Annotated in this window: 13 protein-coding genes; 9 read left to right on the forward strand and 4 right to left on the reverse strand. The window is 69.8% G+C overall.

What is annotated here, in order from left to right:
* Positions 1-52: 52 nt before the first annotated feature.
* Entirely contained in the window at positions 53-955 is a 903-nt protein-coding gene (locus tag ACWF9G_RS25540; protein ID WP_379308302.1) for an EamA family transporter, read from the reverse strand.
* Between the two features lie 146 nt (positions 956-1,101).
* On the opposite strand from ACWF9G_RS25540, the gene ACWF9G_RS25545 reads away from it, so the two are divergent.
* Positions 1,102-1,992 (forward strand): RNA polymerase sigma-70 factor, encoded by an 891-nt coding sequence (locus tag ACWF9G_RS25545; RefSeq protein WP_452518370.1) that lies wholly within the window; start codon positions 1,102-1,104, stop codon positions 1,990-1,992.
* A gap of 15 nt (positions 1,993-2,007) precedes the next feature.
* Here the strand turns inward: ACWF9G_RS25545 and ACWF9G_RS25550 are convergent, their stop codons facing one another.
* Positions 2,008-3,534 (reverse strand): FAD-dependent monooxygenase, encoded by a 1,527-nt coding sequence (locus ACWF9G_RS25550; protein ID WP_452518423.1) that lies wholly within the window; start codon positions 3,532-3,534, stop codon positions 2,008-2,010.
* A 284-nt stretch (positions 3,535-3,818) separates the two neighbouring features.
* Here ACWF9G_RS25550 and rox point away from each other — a divergent pair, with 284 nt between their 5' ends.
* Both rox and ACWF9G_RS25560 read left to right on the forward strand, forming a co-directional pair.
* Positions 3,819-5,276, forward strand: a complete 1,458-nt coding sequence (rox, locus tag ACWF9G_RS25555; protein ID WP_452518372.1) for a rifampin monooxygenase — start codon at positions 3,819-3,821, stop codon at positions 5,274-5,276.
* Positions 5,277-5,286: 10 nt separating this feature from the next.
* Complete coding sequence (locus ACWF9G_RS25560) at positions 5,287-5,910, forward strand: alpha-ketoglutarate-dependent dioxygenase AlkB (RefSeq protein ID WP_452518373.1); 624 nt, start codon at positions 5,287-5,289, stop codon at positions 5,908-5,910.
* Positions 5,911-5,962: 52 nt separating this feature from the next.
* Here the strand turns inward: ACWF9G_RS25560 and ACWF9G_RS25565 are convergent, their stop codons facing one another.
* Positions 5,963-6,538, reverse strand: a complete 576-nt coding sequence (locus tag ACWF9G_RS25565; protein WP_452518375.1) for a TetR/AcrR family transcriptional regulator — start codon at positions 6,536-6,538, stop codon at positions 5,963-5,965.
* A gap of 98 nt (positions 6,539-6,636) precedes the next feature.
* Between ACWF9G_RS25565 and ACWF9G_RS25570 the strand changes: the two genes are divergently transcribed.
* From ACWF9G_RS25570 to ACWF9G_RS25585, 4 genes are all read left to right on the forward strand, one after another.
* Entirely contained in the window at positions 6,637-7,602 is a 966-nt protein-coding gene (locus ACWF9G_RS25570) for a quinone oxidoreductase family protein (protein ID WP_452518377.1), read from the forward strand.
* 138 nt (positions 7,603-7,740) lie between these two features.
* On the forward strand, positions 7,741-9,714 hold the full coding sequence (locus ACWF9G_RS25575; RefSeq protein WP_452518379.1) for a UvrD-helicase domain-containing protein: 1,974 nt from the start codon (positions 7,741-7,743) through the stop codon (positions 9,712-9,714).
* A gap of 63 nt (positions 9,715-9,777) precedes the next feature.
* Positions 9,778-10,974, forward strand: a complete 1,197-nt coding sequence (locus ACWF9G_RS25580; RefSeq protein WP_452518381.1) for a serpin family protein — start codon at positions 9,778-9,780, stop codon at positions 10,972-10,974.
* Between the two features lie 105 nt (positions 10,975-11,079).
* Positions 11,080-13,596, forward strand: a complete 2,517-nt coding sequence (locus ACWF9G_RS25585; RefSeq protein WP_452518383.1) for an NERD domain-containing protein — start codon at positions 11,080-11,082, stop codon at positions 13,594-13,596.
* Positions 13,597-13,735: 139 nt separating this feature from the next.
* Here the strand turns inward: ACWF9G_RS25585 and ACWF9G_RS25590 are convergent, their stop codons facing one another.
* Positions 13,736-14,311: a TerD family protein gene (locus ACWF9G_RS25590; protein ID WP_379308293.1), complete on the reverse strand. Its 576-nt coding sequence runs from the start codon at positions 14,309-14,311 to the stop codon at positions 13,736-13,738.
* Positions 14,312-14,630: 319 nt separating this feature from the next.
* On the opposite strand from ACWF9G_RS25590, the gene ACWF9G_RS25595 reads away from it, so the two are divergent.
* The gene (locus ACWF9G_RS25595; protein ID WP_452518385.1) at positions 14,631-15,986 is read left to right on the forward strand and encodes a hemolysin family protein; all 1,356 of its coding nucleotides are present in this window, start codon (positions 14,631-14,633) and stop codon (positions 15,984-15,986) included.
* On the forward strand, positions 15,979-16,995 hold the full coding sequence (locus ACWF9G_RS25600; protein WP_452518387.1) for a hemolysin family protein: 1,017 nt from the start codon (positions 15,979-15,981) through the stop codon (positions 16,993-16,995). The genes ACWF9G_RS25595 and ACWF9G_RS25600 overlap by 8 nt, the downstream gene beginning before the upstream one ends.
* Positions 16,996-17,003: the final 8 nt, after the last annotated feature.

Here is a 17,003-nt window from a genome sequence, read left to right on the forward strand (position 1 = left end):
GCCGCGCATCGCGAGCGCGACGCCGACCGGTTGGTCACCGCCCGCCATCGCGCTACAGCGGCGCGGGCGGTTCCGGCGCGGGCTGGCGGGTGGGCAGGGCACTGACCGTCAAGGCCAGCATGACCAGCGCGATACCCGCCAGCTCCGGGATCGTGAGCCGCTGGCTCAGCGCGAGGGCACCGACGACAGTCGCGGTCGCCGGGAGCAGCGCGAGCAGCAACGCGAACCGCGCCCGGCCGACCGCGGTCAGGACCACCTGGTCGAGGGCGTACGGCACCGCACTCGACAGCACGCCGACGCCGAGCCCGAGCAACCAGGTGCGCGGGTCGGCGAACACCGCGGCGTCGATGGCCAGTTGCGGGATCAGCACGACCGGTGCGAGCAGTCCGGCCGCGGCCGCCATGCCGACGGCGAGGGAATCCTGTCCGTCGCCGCTGTCGGCGACACGCTTACCGACCAGGATGTAAGCCGCCCACAGGATCGCCGAGGCGAGAGCGAAAGCCACACCGACCGGTTCGGCATCCAGTTGCACACCGGCCAGCAGCACCACACCGACGGCGACCAGCACCACCGCGACGAAGTCCCTCGCCCGGCGCGAGCCGAGGGTGGCCACGGCCACCGGACCGAGGAATTCGATGGCGACCGCGGTGCCGAGCGGAATCCGCGCGATCGCCTCGTAGAACACGATGTTCATCGACACGGTGACGATGCCGAACCCGGCCGCCACCGCGATCCCCCGCCGCGTCCACCGGCTGCGCCACGGCCGCCGCCAGGCCAGCAGTGCCACCCCGGCGGCCGCGGCGCGCAGCCACGCGACGGTCGCCGGTTCGGTGGTGCCGAACAGGAAAACGCCCAGTGCCGCACCGACATACTGCGACGTCGCGGCGACGACGAACACCAGCGGCACCGACCAGCCGGGCAGCATGGCACGGCTCGGCCGCTCGGTCGTAGACATCGCGCTCACTCCAGGAGTAATCCACAGCCCACCCCGGATTTCAACGCGAGAATGGGACGTGACCCAGCCCACTCCCCCGACATGTCACACGACGGCGCGGTGCGGCGTCTCATGGGCAAGACAGCCACCGACAGACAGGACCACCCATGACCGAGGGAATGGACCCGGCGACCGAGGCGTTCGTGACGCACCGCAATCTGCTGTTCACGGTCGCCTACGAGATGCTCGGTTCGGCCGCCGACGCCGAGGACGTCCTGCAGGAGACGTGGCTGCGCTGGGTCGACGTCGAGCAGGCCGACATCCGTGACCAGCGCGCGTACCTGGTCCGGATCACCACCCGCCAGGCCCTGACCCGGCTGCGCACGCTCGGCAGGCGCAAGGAGACCTACGTCGGGCCGTGGCTGCCCGAGCCGCTGCTCACCACGCCGGACATCGCCGAGGACGTCGAGCTCGCCGACAGCGTGTCCATGGCGATGATGCTGGTCCTCGAGACGCTGGCGCCGGTCGAGCGCGCGGTGTTCGTCCTGCGCGAGGTGTTCGACCTGGCCTACGACGAGATCGCCGCCGCCGTGGACAAGACCCCGGCCGCGGTGCGCCAGATCGCGCATCGGGCGCGGGCCCATGTCGCCGCGCGCAGGCCGCGCGGGACGGTGTCCTCGGCGGAGAGCAGGCACGCGCTCGAGGCCTTCGGGCGCGCGGTCGAAACCGGTGACTTGCAGGGCCTGCTCGACCTGCTCGCGCCCGACATCGTGCTGCTCGCCGACGGCGGCGGCGTGGTCAAGGCCGTGGTGCGCCCGATCGTCGGCGCCGACCGGGTCGCCCGGCTGATGGCTGCCGGGCTGCCCCGGGTCGGCGGCCAGGTCTCGACCGAACTGGTGCAGATCAACGGCGCTCCGGCGCTGGTCATCCGGATCGACGGGATGCTCGACAGTGTCGTCGCGACGCGGATCGACGACGGGTCGATCACCGGTCTCTACGTGGTGCGCAATCCCGAGAAGCTGTCGCGGATCGAGCAGGCGACCGCCGTCGCCCGCTGATCCGCGACCGCTTCGTCAGGGCTGTCCGACCCAGCGGTCGAGCGCGTCCCGCAGGGCCGGGGTCGCGGTGTCGGCGGCTTCGTCGACGGCCGCGGCCCAGCCGACGAAGGCGTCGGGCCGGATGAGGAGCGCGTCGGCCGGACGATCCTCGGTTTTGGCGGTGACGATCTCGATTCGCGGCTCCCGCGCCCTGGCGAGCTCGCGCAGGTCAGCGCGATCGGCGAGGTCGAGGAAGACGGGCCTGGCGGTGTGCAGGAGTTCCGCGACGCTGGTCGTGCCTGCCTCTGTGAGCAGCGTGAGGTCGGGAGCGAAGGTGCCCGCCAGCGGGTGCGGATCTGCGCCGGGCATCGGGTAGCGGACGTCGCCCGCGGAGATCATGCCCGCCAGGCGGCGCAGCGCGGGTTCGTCGGCGAACAGTTCCTGGAAGACCGCGCGCAGGGCATCGGCTGCCTCGTCCTGGCCGCGGCGCAGCGCCGCCTGTGCGCGAGTCTGCTGCAGCGCCCGGCCCGCCGCCGCGTGCCGTTCGTCGTGGTAGGTATCGAGCAGGCCGGACGGCGCCCAACCCCGCACGGTCGCAGCCAGTTTCCACGCCAGGTTGACCGAGTCGAGCATGCCGACATTGAGCGCGGTACCGGTGGCGGGGAGCAGATGGGCGGCGTCACCGGCGAGCAGGATCCGGCCCGCCCGGTAGCGGTCGGCCCGCCGTGCCTGGAACTGGTAGCGGGACAACCGGATCGGCTCGCCCAGCGGCAGCTCCGAGCCGAGCACGCGGCGGGCGCTGTCACCGAGTTCGGCGAGCGTCATCGGGTCGTCGTTGTCGTATTCGGTGAGATCGTCCTCGGTGGTCTGGAAGAACATCGTGCGCACCGCCGGGTCGACCGGCCCCATCGCGAAGACGCCGCGCTCGGTGCGGGTGAAGCCGGGACTGATCGGGCCGTGGCCCGGGACGTCGAGGCCGCCGTCGTCGAGGACGGTGACCGAGTCCGGCACCGTGACCACGCCGAGGCGGTTGACCTCGGGAAAGGTGTTGCCGGGGAACGGGATCGCGGCCAGTTCCCGGATCCGGCTGCGTCCGCCGTCGCAGCCGACCAGGTACTGCGTGGTCACCTGGTACGGCCCGTCCGGTCCCTGCACGTCCACGGTCACCGCGCTGTCGTCCTGGCTCACCGCGACCACCTCGTGCCCGCGGCGGATCTCGGCGCCGAGTTCGACGGCGCGCTCGGCGAGCAGTTCCTCGACGCGCGCCTGCGGAATCCCCATCGCGTCCATGGGAACGTCGGCCAGGAGGCTGAAATCGACATGCATGCCGCCGAAGGGGAAGATCGGCGCCGGGATCGGGCTGCCCACCGCGGCGAAGCGGTCGAGCAGGCCGCGGTATCGCAGCACATCCAGGATCCGGCCGCCCAGTCCGCTCGCCTTGTGCGCGGTGCCCGGCTCCGCACGCCGCTCCAGCACCACGGGCCGCACACCGGCCAGGGACAGCTCCCCGGCGAGCATCAGTCCGGCAGGGCCCGCGCCGACAACGATCACGTCGGTCTTCATCTCACGCACTGCGTTACTCCCGTTTTTCGCTGGTCCGAACATCGACGTGCGATTGTGCAGGACGACCGGGGTCTTGCCGCAAGCCCCCGGGTCGGCTATACCTTGGAAGGGGCAAGGAGCGCTGGGCGTTCCGATTCCCCCTTCTCCCGCGCGCAGCGGCCGTCGCCGAATTCGCGGTTCACAGAACGCCGTCGAAATTCGCTTGTGGCAGGAACCGGGGTACCGCACAATGGGCAGCCGATGCCAGGACCTGCGGAAATCCGGATTCAGCGAAGGGGTGGTTCATGGTCGACGTGATCATCGCCGGGTGCGGGCCGACCGGTGCGATGCTGGCCGCCGAACTGCGGCTGCACGATGTGCGGGTACTGGTTCTGGAGAAGGAACCCGAGCCCGTGTCGTCGTTCGTCCGCATCGTCAGTCTGCATATGCGCAGCCTCGAGCTGATGGCGATGCGCGGACTGCTCGATCGCTTGCTCGAACGCGGGCGGCAGCGTCCGGTCGGCGGCATCTTCGCCGCCATCGCCACACCCACGCCGGACGGCCTGGATTCCACCTACGCCTATCAGCTGGGCATCCCGCAGCCGGTCGTCGAACATCTGCTCGGAGACCATGCGATCGCGCTGGGCGCGCGGGTCCGGCGTGGTTGCGCGGTGGCCGGTTTCGAGCAGGACGACGAGGGGGTGACCGTCGAACTGACCGACGGGGAGCGGCTGCGTGCGCGGTATCTCGTCGGCTGTGACGGGGCGCGCAGTACGGTGCGCAAACTACTCGGCGTCGGCTTTCCCGGCGAGCCCTCGCGGACCGAGACGTTGATGGGTGAGATGGAAGTCGGTGTGCCGCTGGAGGAGATCGCCGCCCAGGTGGCCGAAATCCGCGCGACCACTCCGGCGTTCAGTCTCGGCCCCTTCGGCGAGGGGATCTATCGCGTCGTCGTCCCCGCTGTGGGAGTCAGCGAGGATCGCGCGGAGCCGCCCACCCTCGAGGATTTCCGGCAAGGGTTGCGCGCGATCGCCGGAACCGATTTCGGTGTGCACTCCCCGCGCTGGTTGTCCCGCTTCGGCGATGCCACCCGGTTGGCCGAGCGGTATCGGATCGGTCGGGTGCTGCTGGCCGGCGATGCGGCGCACATCCACCCGCCCGCCGGCGGTCAGGGCCTCAATCTGGGCGTTCAGGACGCGGTCAACCTCGGCTGGAAACTGGCCGCGCAAGTCAACGGCTTGGCGCCGGAAACCTTGCTGGACACCTACCAGGCCGAACGTCATCCGGTCGCCGCTGACGTACTGGACAACACCCGCGCCCAGGTGCAGCTGTCGTCCACCGAACCGGGCGCGCGGGCCGTGCGCCGGCTGCTCACCGAACTGATGGACTTCGACGAGGTGAACCGCCATCTGATCGAGAAGATCGCCGCGATCACCATCCGCTACGACTTCGGCGATGGCCCCGACCTGCTCGGACGCCGCCTGGGCGATATCGACCTGAAGCAGGGCCGCCTCTACGAGCGACTGCATCGGGGCCGCGGCCTGGTGCTCGACCGCACCGAACGTCTGTCCGTCGAGGGCTGGTCGGACCGGGTCGACCTCATCGCGGATCCCACCGCGGCACTGGATGTTCCGGCCGTCCTGCTCCGGCCCGACGGCCACGTCGCCTGGATCGGCGAGCACCAGCCCGGCCTCGACGACCACCTCGCCCGCTGGTTCGGCAATCCCACCGCTAATACGAACATACGTTCGAACACGGGGTAGACTGGCGGGCATGTCGCTGCCCCTGCAAGGTTCACTGTTCGACGGTGATGCGGTTGCGCTGGGTTCGATCGAGACGATCCGGCGCACCCAGCTCGACGTGACGGCCTGGGTGGATGTCCTGCCCGGCTGGCTCAGCGGCGCGAGCACCGTCTTCGAGCGCCTGGCCGAACGCGTGCCGTGGCATGCCGAGCGCAGGCCCATGTACGACCGGGTCGTCGACGTGCCCCGGCTGGTGTCGTTCTTCGGCGAGAACGACCCGCTACCCGACCGGATCCTGGTCGCGGCACGAGAGGCCCTGACCGACCATTACGCCGCCGAGCTCGGCGAGCCGTTCCGCACCGCGGGCCTGTGTTTCTACCGCGACGGCCGCGACAGCGTCGCCTGGCACGGCGACACGATCGGCCGCGGCGCCACCAACGACACCATGGTCGCGATCGTCTCGGTCGGCGCACCGCGCGCACTGCTGCTGCGACCACGCGGCGGCGGGGCCAGCCTGCGATTCACCGTGGGCCATGGCGATCTGCTGGTGATGGGCGGCGCGTGCCAGCGCACCTGGGAGCACGCGGTTCCCAAAACGTCACGGCCGGTCGGCCCGCGGATCAGCATCCAGTTCCGCCCGCGCAACGTCCGGTGATCCCCGCCCTGCTGCGGGCACCGGCCGACGAAACACCGCGAGCAGAAGCGGATTACGGCGCGCTCAGCACCGAGTGCACCAGTTCCCGCACCCCCGCGCGCAGCCGGTCGACCTCACCAGCCCTGGCCATCTGCTGCGCGAGTTCCCCGCCGATGATCGACAGCAGCAGCGCGCCCACCGTCTCGGCGTCGATCTCCGGGCGGACCTCGCGCAGCAACCCGGTGATGTGCTCGGCCCAGAACGCGTGGAATTCCGCACTGCGCGGATGCGGGGGCATGGCCTTGTAGGCGGCGATCAGCTCGACGTCGGCGGTGACCATGGTCGTCATCGCGTCGAAGAAGGCGAGTAGCCGATCGGTCGCAGGCGCGCCGGGCCCCAGCGGCGGCGGCCCGCCCTGCACCGCCGCCATCATCTCGGCCGCCCCCTCGGCCACCAGCTCGTACAGCAGACCGGCCCGGCTGCCGAAGCGATGGAAGATGGTCCCTTTGGCGACGCCCGCGGCCGCGGCGACCCGATCCATCGTCACGCCGGCCGCACCGTGTTCGGCCAGCAGCGCGGCGGTGGCCTCGAGGATCGCTCGACGGTTGCGCGCGGCGTCGGCGCGTTCGGTGGGGCGTGGGTCGGGCATCGCATCGCTTTCTCGGCACCGGCCGATCCGTTGACAAGTTGACCGCCGGTCCATATCGTTCGATTTATCTGGACCGGCAGTCAACTTATGGAGTTCTGATGCAGGCAATCGTAATGACCGAGACCGGCGCACCCACGGTGCTGGTGGCGCGCGACGTCGACGAACCGCGACCGGGCAACGGACAGGTCGTCATTCGCGCCGAGGCGATCCCGGTCCTCTATCCGGAGACCCTGGTGCGGGCGGGCGCGTTCCCGTTCCCCGCGCCGCTGCCCGCGGTGTTCGGGTTCCAGGCGGCGGGGACGATCGTCGAGCTCGGCGTCGGCGTGGACCCGGCCCTGCTCGGCGCCCGGGTCGTCACCGACACCGGCGGTTTCGGCGCGTACGCCGAACTCGTTGTCGCCGAGCAGGGTTCGGTGATCGTCATCCCGGACGGGCTGACCACCGAGCTCGCCGCCGCGACCCAGATGCCGGGGTCGGTCGCCATGGCCCTGGTCGCCACCGCGGCCCTCACTCCCGGCGAGACCGTACTGGTCGAGGCGTCGGCCACCGGCGTCGGCAGCTGCCTCACCCAGTTGTGCGTGGCACGCGGCGCGCGGGTGATCGCCACCGCGGGCGGGGCGGACAAGGCTCGCCTTGCCCGCGCACACGGCGCCGCCGAGGTGATCGACCATGCCGTGCCGGGCTGGGCCGATCGGCTGCGCGAACTCCTGGCGGGCGACACCGTCGATGTCGTGTTCGACTCGATCGGCGGTGACTCGCTGACCCCGCTCCTCGACGTCATCACCCCGCTCAGCGGCCGCATCCTCAGCTACGGCTGGCTCTCGGGCGCTCCCGCCCAGATCGGTGCCGTCGACCTCATCCTGCGCGGCCTCACCCTCACCGGGTGCGCGGGGACCGCGTGGCTCGGCGAAGTCGCGCGGCAACGGCCCGCCGCACTGGCGGCCGCCGCGCGGAGTGAGCTGGCCGTCGGGATCGACTCCGTGCTGCCGCTGACCGATGCCGCTGCCGCGCATCGCAAGCTCGAGGAGCGGACCGCGCTCGGCACGGTGCTGTTGCGACCATAGGCGGCGTAGACGTGCGCCGCGTTGCTCTCGTCGCCGGTCCGCCGATGCGGGATGTCTCCTACGAAACCACTTCTGCTACTGGGTAATTCACGCATACTCGATGGGGCGGAGTACGCGGACCAAGCAGGGGTGGCCGACATGACGTCCAGCAATGATCGGGAAATTCTGCGCCGGCGCGGCGAGCAGATGCTCGCGGAAACCAGCGGGGAGTTGTCGGGGCGATCGCGCACTGTCTACATCACGTTGCTGATGGCGGGGCTGCAGCGGTGGCGGCTGCTGCTGCATCGCACGCAGCCGGCGCCCGCGGGGCGGTGTGACGCGCTGCTGATCGGGCAGGGCGGTGTGCTCGCTCTCAATGTGGTCGACGAACTGCCCGGCGAAGCAGAGGTCCGGCGGCTGCGGGCGCATGCCGAGCAGTTGTTCACCGGGGTGGCGATCGGGCCGAATCGCAACGAGTTCGTGCGGGAGACAGTCGAATTGGTGTTCGTGCTGCCGCCGGGACGGTCCGCGGGCGTGGACGGCCGGTTCGTCGTGTGCACCGACACGACCGTCCACCGGTTGACCGGACGGCATTCGGTGATGCCTGCCCGGTTGGCCGGTGAGCTCGCCGAGCACACCGCCCGGCGCGACTCCGACTATCGACCGATGCCGCAGCTCGTCCCGGCGCCGGAGCCGGTCGAGGTGGCGGGTCTGCTCGAGGTGGAGTCGCTGCGCACCGACCATCTCGCCGGTGCGCTGGCCACACCGTTCCCGACGTGGACAGCGTTCCTCGACCCCGCGCAGAATGCGCTGGTCAGCCGGAACTACAACGGTCCGGCGCGGATAGTCGGGCCCGCGGGGACCGGGAAGACCGTGCTGGCTCTGCATCGCATGGCCCATCGTGCCCGGCGCAGCACCGGGCCGCTGCTGTTCACGACTCTGGTGAAGAACCTGCCACCCTGTCAGGAGTCCGCCTTCGCGCGCCTGCTCCCCGACGCGGCGGGCCGCGCGACCTTCACGAATCTGCATTCCTGGGCGCAGGAGTTCCTGTCGGGCAGAGGTATTCGCCGGGTGATGGAGCTCCCCCGCACCGAGACGGCGTTCAACCTGGCGTGGATGCACGTGGGCCGACCGGGCCCGTTGGTCGCCATCGAATCCGATCGCCGCTACTGGCGGGAAGAGATCGATCGGGTGATCAAAGGGCGCGGCATTCCCGCCACCGAGGCGGGCTTCGCCCAGTACGCCGCGGTGGATCGGCGTGGTCGGCGCGTCGGACTGCGTACCAGCCAGCGCAGACACGTGTGGGCCTTGTACGAGGAATACGAGTCGATCCGCTCCGAGCGGCAGTGCTTCGACGGGAACGACATCATCTCCGCCGCGCTCGATGCCCTGCGCGCCGAGCCACTGGACCGGCCCTACGCGATGGTCGTCGTCGACGAGGTTCAGGACATGACCGTGCAGAGCGTGCGTTTGGTCCATGCGCTCACCGGCGGCGAGCCGAACTCGCTGTTGTTCGTCGGTGACCGGCAGCAGCAGATCTACGCGGGCGGCTGGCGGTTCGCCGACGCCGGCATCACCATCGTCGGGCGCAGCGAACGGCTCACCAGGAACTACCGCAACCGGCGCGCCATCCTGAAACTGGCGGCGAGCCTTCCCGGAGCCAGGCCGGTCGAGGACAGCGAGACGCGCGAACCGCAGGCGATCGACCTCACCGACTCGGTATTGCCGGACGGCAACGCCGAACACTGGGTCTGCACCCGCGCCGAGGTGGGCCAGCAGGTCCGCAGGCAGCTGGATCGCATCGTCGCCGAGGGAATCTCGTTGTCGGACACCGCCATCATCACGATCACGAACGCCGAAGCGGATTACCTGCTCGGCCTGCTCCGCCGATGGGGGATCCCCGCGCAGAACCTGGTCGACTACCGCTGCGCCGAACAGGACACCGGCGTCAAGGTCGGCACCGTCTACCGCGCCAAAGGTCTGGACTTCCGTGCGGTCATCCATCCCTTCACCGAGCCCGCGCCGCCGACCACCGAGGCCGAGCGGGAACGCTACGAGCTGACCATGCGTCAGCAGTTCGTCGCGGTGACACGGGCCAGGGACTATGTGTGGCTGGGCATCGTGCGGGACTGACCGACGGCGCGACGGCGGGGACAGAGGCTGCGGAGTGTCGGGGTCTGGTCGTAGGATCCGGGCATGGGGAGTTCACTGATGGGGCAGGTCCGTTCGTCGAACCAGCTGACAGCGCGGTGGTGCCGGACGTTCGGGGGCGAGGACGCGGTGGTGTCGGCGGCCGGGTTGTGGCCGTTGCTCGCGGTGCTGGCCGGTGCCGCGAGCGGGCAGGCCAGGGCCGAGCTGGCCGCTGCGGTGGGGGTTCCGGCGGAGCAGGCCCAGGCGGCGGGGCTGGCGATGTTGGCATCGCTGGACGCGTCGCGGGAGGTGTCGACGGCGATCGGTGCCTGGGTACAGCCAGGACTGCCGTTGCGCGACGACTGGGTCGCCGGCCTGCCCGCGGGCACCGTGGGGACGCTCGACGACCCTGCCGCACTGGACAAGTGGGCGCGGGAGAAGACCGACGGGTTGATCGAGAAGTTCCCGGTCCCGATCACCGAGAGCACCCTCTTCGCACTGGCGACCGCGCTGCTGGCGCGCACGCGCTGGGCGACGCCGTTCGACGCGATCCTGTACACGCCCGAAACCGGTCCGTGGCAAGGGCATCGGGGCCCCGGTCTGTACCGCAGCACCTATCCTGATGGCAGCGTTGCGGTCCTCGGTGACGAGGTGACGCGGGTGATCGTCACCGGCCGTGGCGAACTCGATGTCCACCTGCTCATCGGCGCGGGCGCTCCACAGCAGGCGGTCACCGCGGGCCTCGCCGCGCTCGACGGTGCTGTTCCGGTGCGCACCGACCTCCCCGTCGGCACGACCGCGCCCTGCCTGACCGTCGAGCGGCGGGAAACCTACGGTGGCCATGATTCCGTGGCGCTGACCTTGCCGCCGTTCGAGGTCGCGGCCACCCACGACCTCACCGACCACGCCGCACTGTTCGGCCTTTCCGCCGCGCTCGACCAGAACCGAGGCCACTTCCCCGGGCTCAGCCCCGCGCCGCTGGCCGTGGAGGCCGCAGGCCAGAATGTCGTCGCCCGGTTCGACGCCACCGGATTCGAAGCCGCCGCCGTCTCCGCAGTCGCCATGGCGCCGGGCGGCGTTCCGCAGCGGAGCTGGTCGACGATCACCTCGGTGCGCATCGACCGGCCCTTCGGGTTCGTCGCGGTGGACCGGCCGACGGGACTGGCCATCGTCGCAGGTCAGGTGACCCGGCCACCGCTGGAATGGGTCCGGCCCACAGGCGCGGAACCCCCGCCGGGGCGGTTCCCCGGCGCCCCGTGGTGAGAGCGGTAATCGTGATTGCCGATCCCGTTGCTCGGCAACGGGATTCGGTTTCGATGGCGTAGGTCGTATCCTGGTAGAGGTCCGCAATCGGTTACGCAGGGGGTCGTGGTGATCGTCGTTGTCGCGGACGAAACCGAACTCGAAGGCGCAGAAGAGGTCGTCGGCGCGGCGATCCGGGACTTGGCGTCCGCGGTGGGTGGCGTCGCGGTGTTCCGGTGCCATGTGCCGGAGAGCCGGGGCGGATCGGTCGAGGTCGACGCGCTGGTGTGCACGCCGCAAGGCGCCACCGTGGTGGAGGTGAAGGGGTTCACCGTCCGCCAGGACGGCACGCTGGCCACCCCGCCCAACGGGCCGTGGACGGTCGGCGGCGAGGAGGCCGCGCTCTATCACGCGGTGCGCGTGCCGAATCCGTTCGTCCAGGTCCGGCGGCAGGTATTCGCGGCGAAGAACCTGCTGCAGCAGTCCGGGATCTTCGGGTGGGTGAACGCGGTGGTCGCGCTGGTCCCCCAGCCGGGATCGCAGGTCACCCTCGAAGAGGCCCGCATCGCCGACGGATACCGCGCCGTCCTCGTCCACCGCGACGACTCGACGGCGCTGCACGACTACTTCCACGCCGAGACCGGGCGCACGGTCCGGATCAGCGTCAACGATGTCCGCAGGGTGTTCGCGGCACTGAATCTCAGCCACCTGCTGCCCAGCCGGGTCGCCTTGGCGGATCAGGGTTTTCCCGCGCGGCTCGATCCGTCGACCACGAGCCGGCCTGCCGCGCCTGCCTCGATCGAACTCGGTGACGCCGAGGAGACGGACGCTGCCGCGGGGTCCGGGGAGAGTGGTTTGTCGCGGGTGAGTACACGGCTCGCGCAGGCGAGTACGCCCGCGTTTCTCGCCGCGATCGATCGTCTCGCGCATCGGCCGCGCGCATCGGCAGCCTCGGCTGAGGTGCCCGGGGCGACGCACGGTCACGAACAGCGCTCTCCCGAACAAGAATCCGGTGCCGAGGAGCGATCCGAGACGGCGTCCGCGCCGGAAAGCGCCGAGGTGTCCGCAGGCGACACGGCCGGTGCGGTTTCGCCCTTGGCGGGATTGGTGAGTGTTCCTGCCGCAGCGGAGGATTCACAGGATCCCGCTTCGCAGAACACCTCGGCCTCGACAGAAGCCCCCGACGACAGCGCAACTACCGCACCGTTGCTGGATCACGACGCCGCGAGTGAGGCCTTCGCAGCGGAAACCGCTGTGGTTCCATCGGCCAGCACGGGTGAAACCGAGCCTTATGGCGCCGACGACGCATCGGGTGGTGAAGTGACAGAGGCGGATTCGAGTGCCGATACCAATTCCGACGATGCTGTTGATCTCCAGAGCGAGCCTGCCGGCGACGAGTCAGTCGAGGGAGACGACGACGCGAATACTCCGTCACCCGACGAAACAACCGCTGCGGCAGCGGACCCGAGCGAAGGCGACACAGACGAAGACACCCCTGTCGCTGCCCAGCCGACCGGCGTCGAATCGGCTGGTGTTGTGTCACTGACGAAGTCAGCCGCAGAACCTTCGGATGACACCGACGACGACTCGGCCGCCGACGGCAGCGCCGCGAGCGAGGTTGTGAGCAGGGAGATTCCGCCCGAGAACGATCCCGTCGGCGCACCCGAGTCGCAGGGATACGACGATCCGGACTACGAGCCATGGCCCGCGGACGAGGAACCGGAATACTCGGACCTCGAAGCGCCGAGTGCCGAGTACGCGGCGCCCGCCGCCGCAGCCGCGGTCGGCGCCGCTGCCGGGGTAGCCGGGGCCGCCGCGGCATGGTCGTCCAGTTCGTCGCACGACCCCGATCCGGCACACCGCGGCACCGCACAATCGGCGGAGCAATTCGACAGTTCCGCGCATTGGACCGACTGGGTCGAACAGGATCCTCCGGCGCGGCCGACCGCGTCGAGCCGGTCGCGGGAGCGGGCACAGAACAAGTCGACCGGGCCGTCACGGCTCGAACGGTGGCGCAATACCCCGGTGCGGGAGCGGGGGGAACGCAAGCAACCCCGGATCCGGATCGGTCCCGGCGTGGGATTGATCCTGTTCATCGTGCTGTTCGGGGTGGGATTCTTCGCGATCACCGCGGTACAGGCGAGCCGGTTCGAGATGTCGGACTACGACCGGATGTGCGGCGACCGGAAACCGTTCCCGAACGCCGCCGAATACCAGCGCGACGGCGCGCGGCCGATCTACCTGTCGGGTGATCTCGCCACGATGGTCGCCACCAGCGAGTCCAGCGCCTGGCATCCGAGCGACACGTCGTCGGTCCAGCTCATCGCGTGCATGCAGCAGGTGAGCCTGGGCGATCTCGTCCAGACCTGCCAACTCCCGCCCGCCCCAGGCACTCCCATCGGCCGCACCGTCAACCTGTTCCGGGCGACCTACGAGATCACCGTCTACGAACTGCGCACCGGACGCGAGGCAGGGCGAGCGATCATGATCGGCGAACGCTATTCCGCCGACCCAGCCAACACCGACCCCGACCGGTGCCGCGCGGCCGCCGATGCCCCGGACATCCTCGGCCGCCGCCTCGGTCAGCCGTCGACCGCACAGGTCACCGGCTTCCTCGCACCACTGGTCCGCGCGGACCGCTGAATCGAGTTGACCTCGAGTGCACTCGAGGTAGCAAGATCACCGTCGTGCCCCGCGCACACCCGACACCACGCCACCCGGCGTCGGTCGTGCCTCCGCCGGTTTCCCGTACACCCACCGGCGGAGGCCGTCGGGATCACCGTCAGAGGTTGACGCCGAAGTCCCGGGCGATGCCCTCCAGACCGGAGGCGTAACCCTGGCCGATGGCGCGGAACTTCCACTCCGCGCCGTTGCGGTACAGCTCACCGAAGACCATGGCGGTCTCGGTGGACGCGTCCTCGGACAGGTCGTAGCGAGCCAGTTCCGCACCGTTGCTGCGGTCCATCACGCGAATGTAGGCGTTGCGCACCTGCCCGAAGGACTGGCTGCGGTTCGCGCCGTCGTAGATCGAGACCGGGAACACGATGGAATCGATCGTCGCCGGGGTGTTGGCCAGATCGACGTTGATCACCTCGTCGTCGCCCTCGCCCTCACCGGTCCGGTTGTCACCGGCGTGCTCGATCGCCCCCTCCGGCGACTTGAGGTTGTTGAAGAAGACGAAGTGCCCGCTCGAGACGACCTTCTTGTCGGCGCCGAGCCCGATCGCGCTGGCGTCGAGATCGAAGTCCGTTCCGGTGGTGGTCCGCAGGTCCCAGCCGAGGCCGACCGCGACCGCGGTGAGGTTCGGCGCCGCCTTGGTCAGTGAGACATTGCCACCCTTGGACAAACTGACACCCATACCGATATCTCCCATCGATCGTGTCGGCACGAAAGGTGCCGACCATTCGCACACTAACACGTGCCACTGTCTGGTTTCCCGGAAGCCGGCGGAGCCGGAAGCCGAAACAAGCTGGCGGATAGGCGAATTGGTGAGCAGCGTCGCGACCGCTCGGTACGCGAAGTCGCACCGGCAACCATACAGTGGCACGTGTTAGTGTGATGCGTATGCCTGATGGTGAATCAGACCAGGAGGGATCTCGCGGCACGCGCGAACCTCGACCTCCCGGGTACACGGCCGCTGAGCGATCCCGCCGCGGCCCCTCGGACGAGGCCGACGCATGCTGACCGTCCTGGGCGTCGTCGCCGGTGTCGCTGTCGTCCTGCTCATCACCGCGTTGACGGGGTACTTCGTCGCCCAGGAATTCGCGTACATGGCGGTGGACAGATCGCGGCTCAAGGCACGCGCCGAGACCGGTGACAGTGCGGCGGGGCGTGCGCTGGCGGTGACCCGGCGGACCTCGTTCATGTTGTCCGGCGCCCAACTCGGTATCACCGTGACCGGTCTGCTCGTCGGCTATGTGGCCGAGCCGTTGATCGGGCGCGGGCTCGGCGAGCTGCTCGGCGGGGTCGGCGTGCCGGTAGCCGTCGGCGTGGCTGTTGGCACCGTGCTCGCCATCGTGTTCTCCACCCTGGTGCAGATGCTGTTCGGCGAGCTGTTCCCGAAGAATCTCGCGATCGCCCGGCCCGAGCCGGTGGCGCGCCGGCTGGCTCGCTCGACGACGGCCTACCTCCGCGTATTCGGCTGGCTGATCCGGCTTTTCGATCAGTCGGCCAATATTTTGCTGCGGTTGCTGCGGATCGAGCCGGTCCACGATGTGGAGCATTCGGCGACCCCGCGCGACCTCGAGCACATCGTCGCCGCCTCTCGCGAGGCGGGCGAACTGCCCAGGGAGCTCTCGACGCTGCTGGACCGGATCCTCGATTTTCCCTCGGAGAACGCCGAGCACGCGATGATTCCGCGGGCCCAGGTCGACACCGTGCCGGTGGACGAACCGGCCGAGCAGGTCCTGGCTCGCATGGGTTCGGGACACACGCGATACCCGGTCGTCGGCACCAGCAGTGACGACCTGCGCGGCGTCATCCATCTGCACGACCTGCTCGACGGGCCGGTGACCGGCACCGCGGGAGACCGGATGCGTCCGGCACTGCTCGTCCCCGAGTCGCTGCCGCTGCCCGAGGTGTTCACCCGGCTCAGTGCCGCGAACGAAGAGATGGCCTTGGTCGTCGACGAATACGGCGGGTTCGCCGGCATCGTCACCGTCGAGGACATCGCCGAGGAACTCGTCGGTGAGATCGCCGACGAACACGACTCCGGGACCGCCGAGATCATCGCCGATGGTGAAGGCTGGCTCGTCGCCGGTGACCTGCATCTCGACGAAGCCGAACGGCTGCTCGACCTCGAACTGCCGCACGGTGACTACGAGACCATCGCGGGTCTGGTCATCAGCGTGTTCGGCGGGCTGCCGCAGGTGGGCGACCAAGTGGAAATCGCGGTGCCCTCCAGCGGCGCCGACTTCCTCGTCGAACAGCCCCCGGCGGCGCGGACGGTTCTCGCCGAGGTCAGGGCGGTCGGTAGACACGTGCCGTCGTCGGTGTCGCTGACCCTCCGATCCGAACGAGGCGGCGATGAGTAATCCCTGGGTTGTCGTCGCGTTCACGATCGCGCTGATCGCGGCCAGCGCGTTCTTCGTCGCCGTCGAATTCGCGCTGATCGCCGCCCGGCGGCATCGGCTCGAAGACGCCGCGCCGACCAGCAGGGCCGCACGGGCCGCGTTGCGCGGTTCGGCCGAGTTGCCGGTCTTGCTCGCCGGTTCCCAGCTGGGCATCACCGTCTGCACGCTGGCGCTGGGCGCGATCACCAAACCCGCTGTGCATCACTGGATCACCCCGCTGATCGAGCACCTCGGGGCACCGCTGTGGGTGGCCGATGTCGCGGGTTTCGTGCTGGCGCTGATCGTGGTGACCTTCCTGCACCTGGTGATCGGCGAGATGGCGCCGAAGTCGTGGGCGATCGCGCACCCAGAGAAGTCGGCTACCCTGCTCGCACTGCCGATGCAGCTGTTCATGACCCTTACCCGACCGGTGCTGGTCGCACTGAATCACGCCGCCAACTGGTGCCTGCGCAGAGTCGGCGTCACCCCGGTCGGCGAAGTCGACGCCGGACAGAATCCGGCAGGCCTTCGGCACCTGGTCGAACACTCGGCGACCGTCGGCACCCTCGACGAGCGCTACCGCGGAAACCTGACCAGCGCACTGGAACTGGAACAGCTGACCGTCGGCGACACCGTCGCACCGAACACCGCGCCGAGCGCTGTGCCGCCGAACGCCGATACCGCAGCGATCCAGGCCGCCTCGCGCGCTACCGGCCACCTGCGGTTGCTGGTCCGCGATCGCGACGGCGTGCGCGGTGTGGTCCACGTCCGCGACAGCCTCACCGCCGCACCCGGCACCACCGCGGGCGAGCTCATGCGGCCGGTGCTCGAAATCGCCACAACGGTGCCCGTGTACGAGGCGCTGCGCACGATGCGCGAAACCCGCAGCCACCTGAGCCTGGTCACCAGCCCTGACAGTGCGGAGCTGGTCGGTCTGCTCACGATCACCGATGTCCTGGAACGGTTGTTGCAGTCCGCTGCCGAAATCTGATCCACCTC

Source organism: Nocardia sp. NPDC055029, from assembly GCF_053608525.1.

Bases quoted from the DNA above. Each gene is read 5' to 3' on its own strand.
- ACWF9G_RS25540 (WP_379308302.1), bottom strand. From the start codon at position 955: ATGTCTACGACCGAGCGGCCGAGCCGTGCCATGCTGCCCGGCTGGTCG.
- ACWF9G_RS25545 (WP_452518370.1), top strand. From the start codon at position 1,102: ATGACCGAGGGAATGGACCCGGCGACCGAGGCGTTCGTGACGCACCGC.
- ACWF9G_RS25550 (WP_452518423.1), bottom strand. From the start codon at position 3,534: ATGAAGACCGACGTGATCGTTGTCGGCGCGGGCCCTGCCGGACTGATG.
- rox (WP_452518372.1), top strand. From the start codon at position 3,819: ATGGTCGACGTGATCATCGCCGGGTGCGGGCCGACCGGTGCGATGCTG.
- ACWF9G_RS25560 (WP_452518373.1), top strand. From the start codon at position 5,287: ATGTCGCTGCCCCTGCAAGGTTCACTGTTCGACGGTGATGCGGTTGCG.
- ACWF9G_RS25565 (WP_452518375.1), bottom strand. From the start codon at position 6,538: ATGCCCGACCCACGCCCCACCGAACGCGCCGACGCCGCGCGCAACCGT.
- ACWF9G_RS25570 (WP_452518377.1), top strand. From the start codon at position 6,637: ATGCAGGCAATCGTAATGACCGAGACCGGCGCACCCACGGTGCTGGTG.
- ACWF9G_RS25575 (WP_452518379.1), top strand. From the start codon at position 7,741: ATGACGTCCAGCAATGATCGGGAAATTCTGCGCCGGCGCGGCGAGCAG.
- ACWF9G_RS25580 (WP_452518381.1), top strand. From the start codon at position 9,778: ATGGGGAGTTCACTGATGGGGCAGGTCCGTTCGTCGAACCAGCTGACA.
- ACWF9G_RS25590 (WP_379308293.1), bottom strand. From the start codon at position 14,311: ATGGGTGTCAGTTTGTCCAAGGGTGGCAATGTCTCACTGACCAAGGCG.
- ACWF9G_RS25595 (WP_452518385.1), top strand. From the start codon at position 14,631: ATGCTGACCGTCCTGGGCGTCGTCGCCGGTGTCGCTGTCGTCCTGCTC.
- ACWF9G_RS25600 (WP_452518387.1), top strand. From the start codon at position 15,979: ATGAGTAATCCCTGGGTTGTCGTCGCGTTCACGATCGCGCTGATCGCG.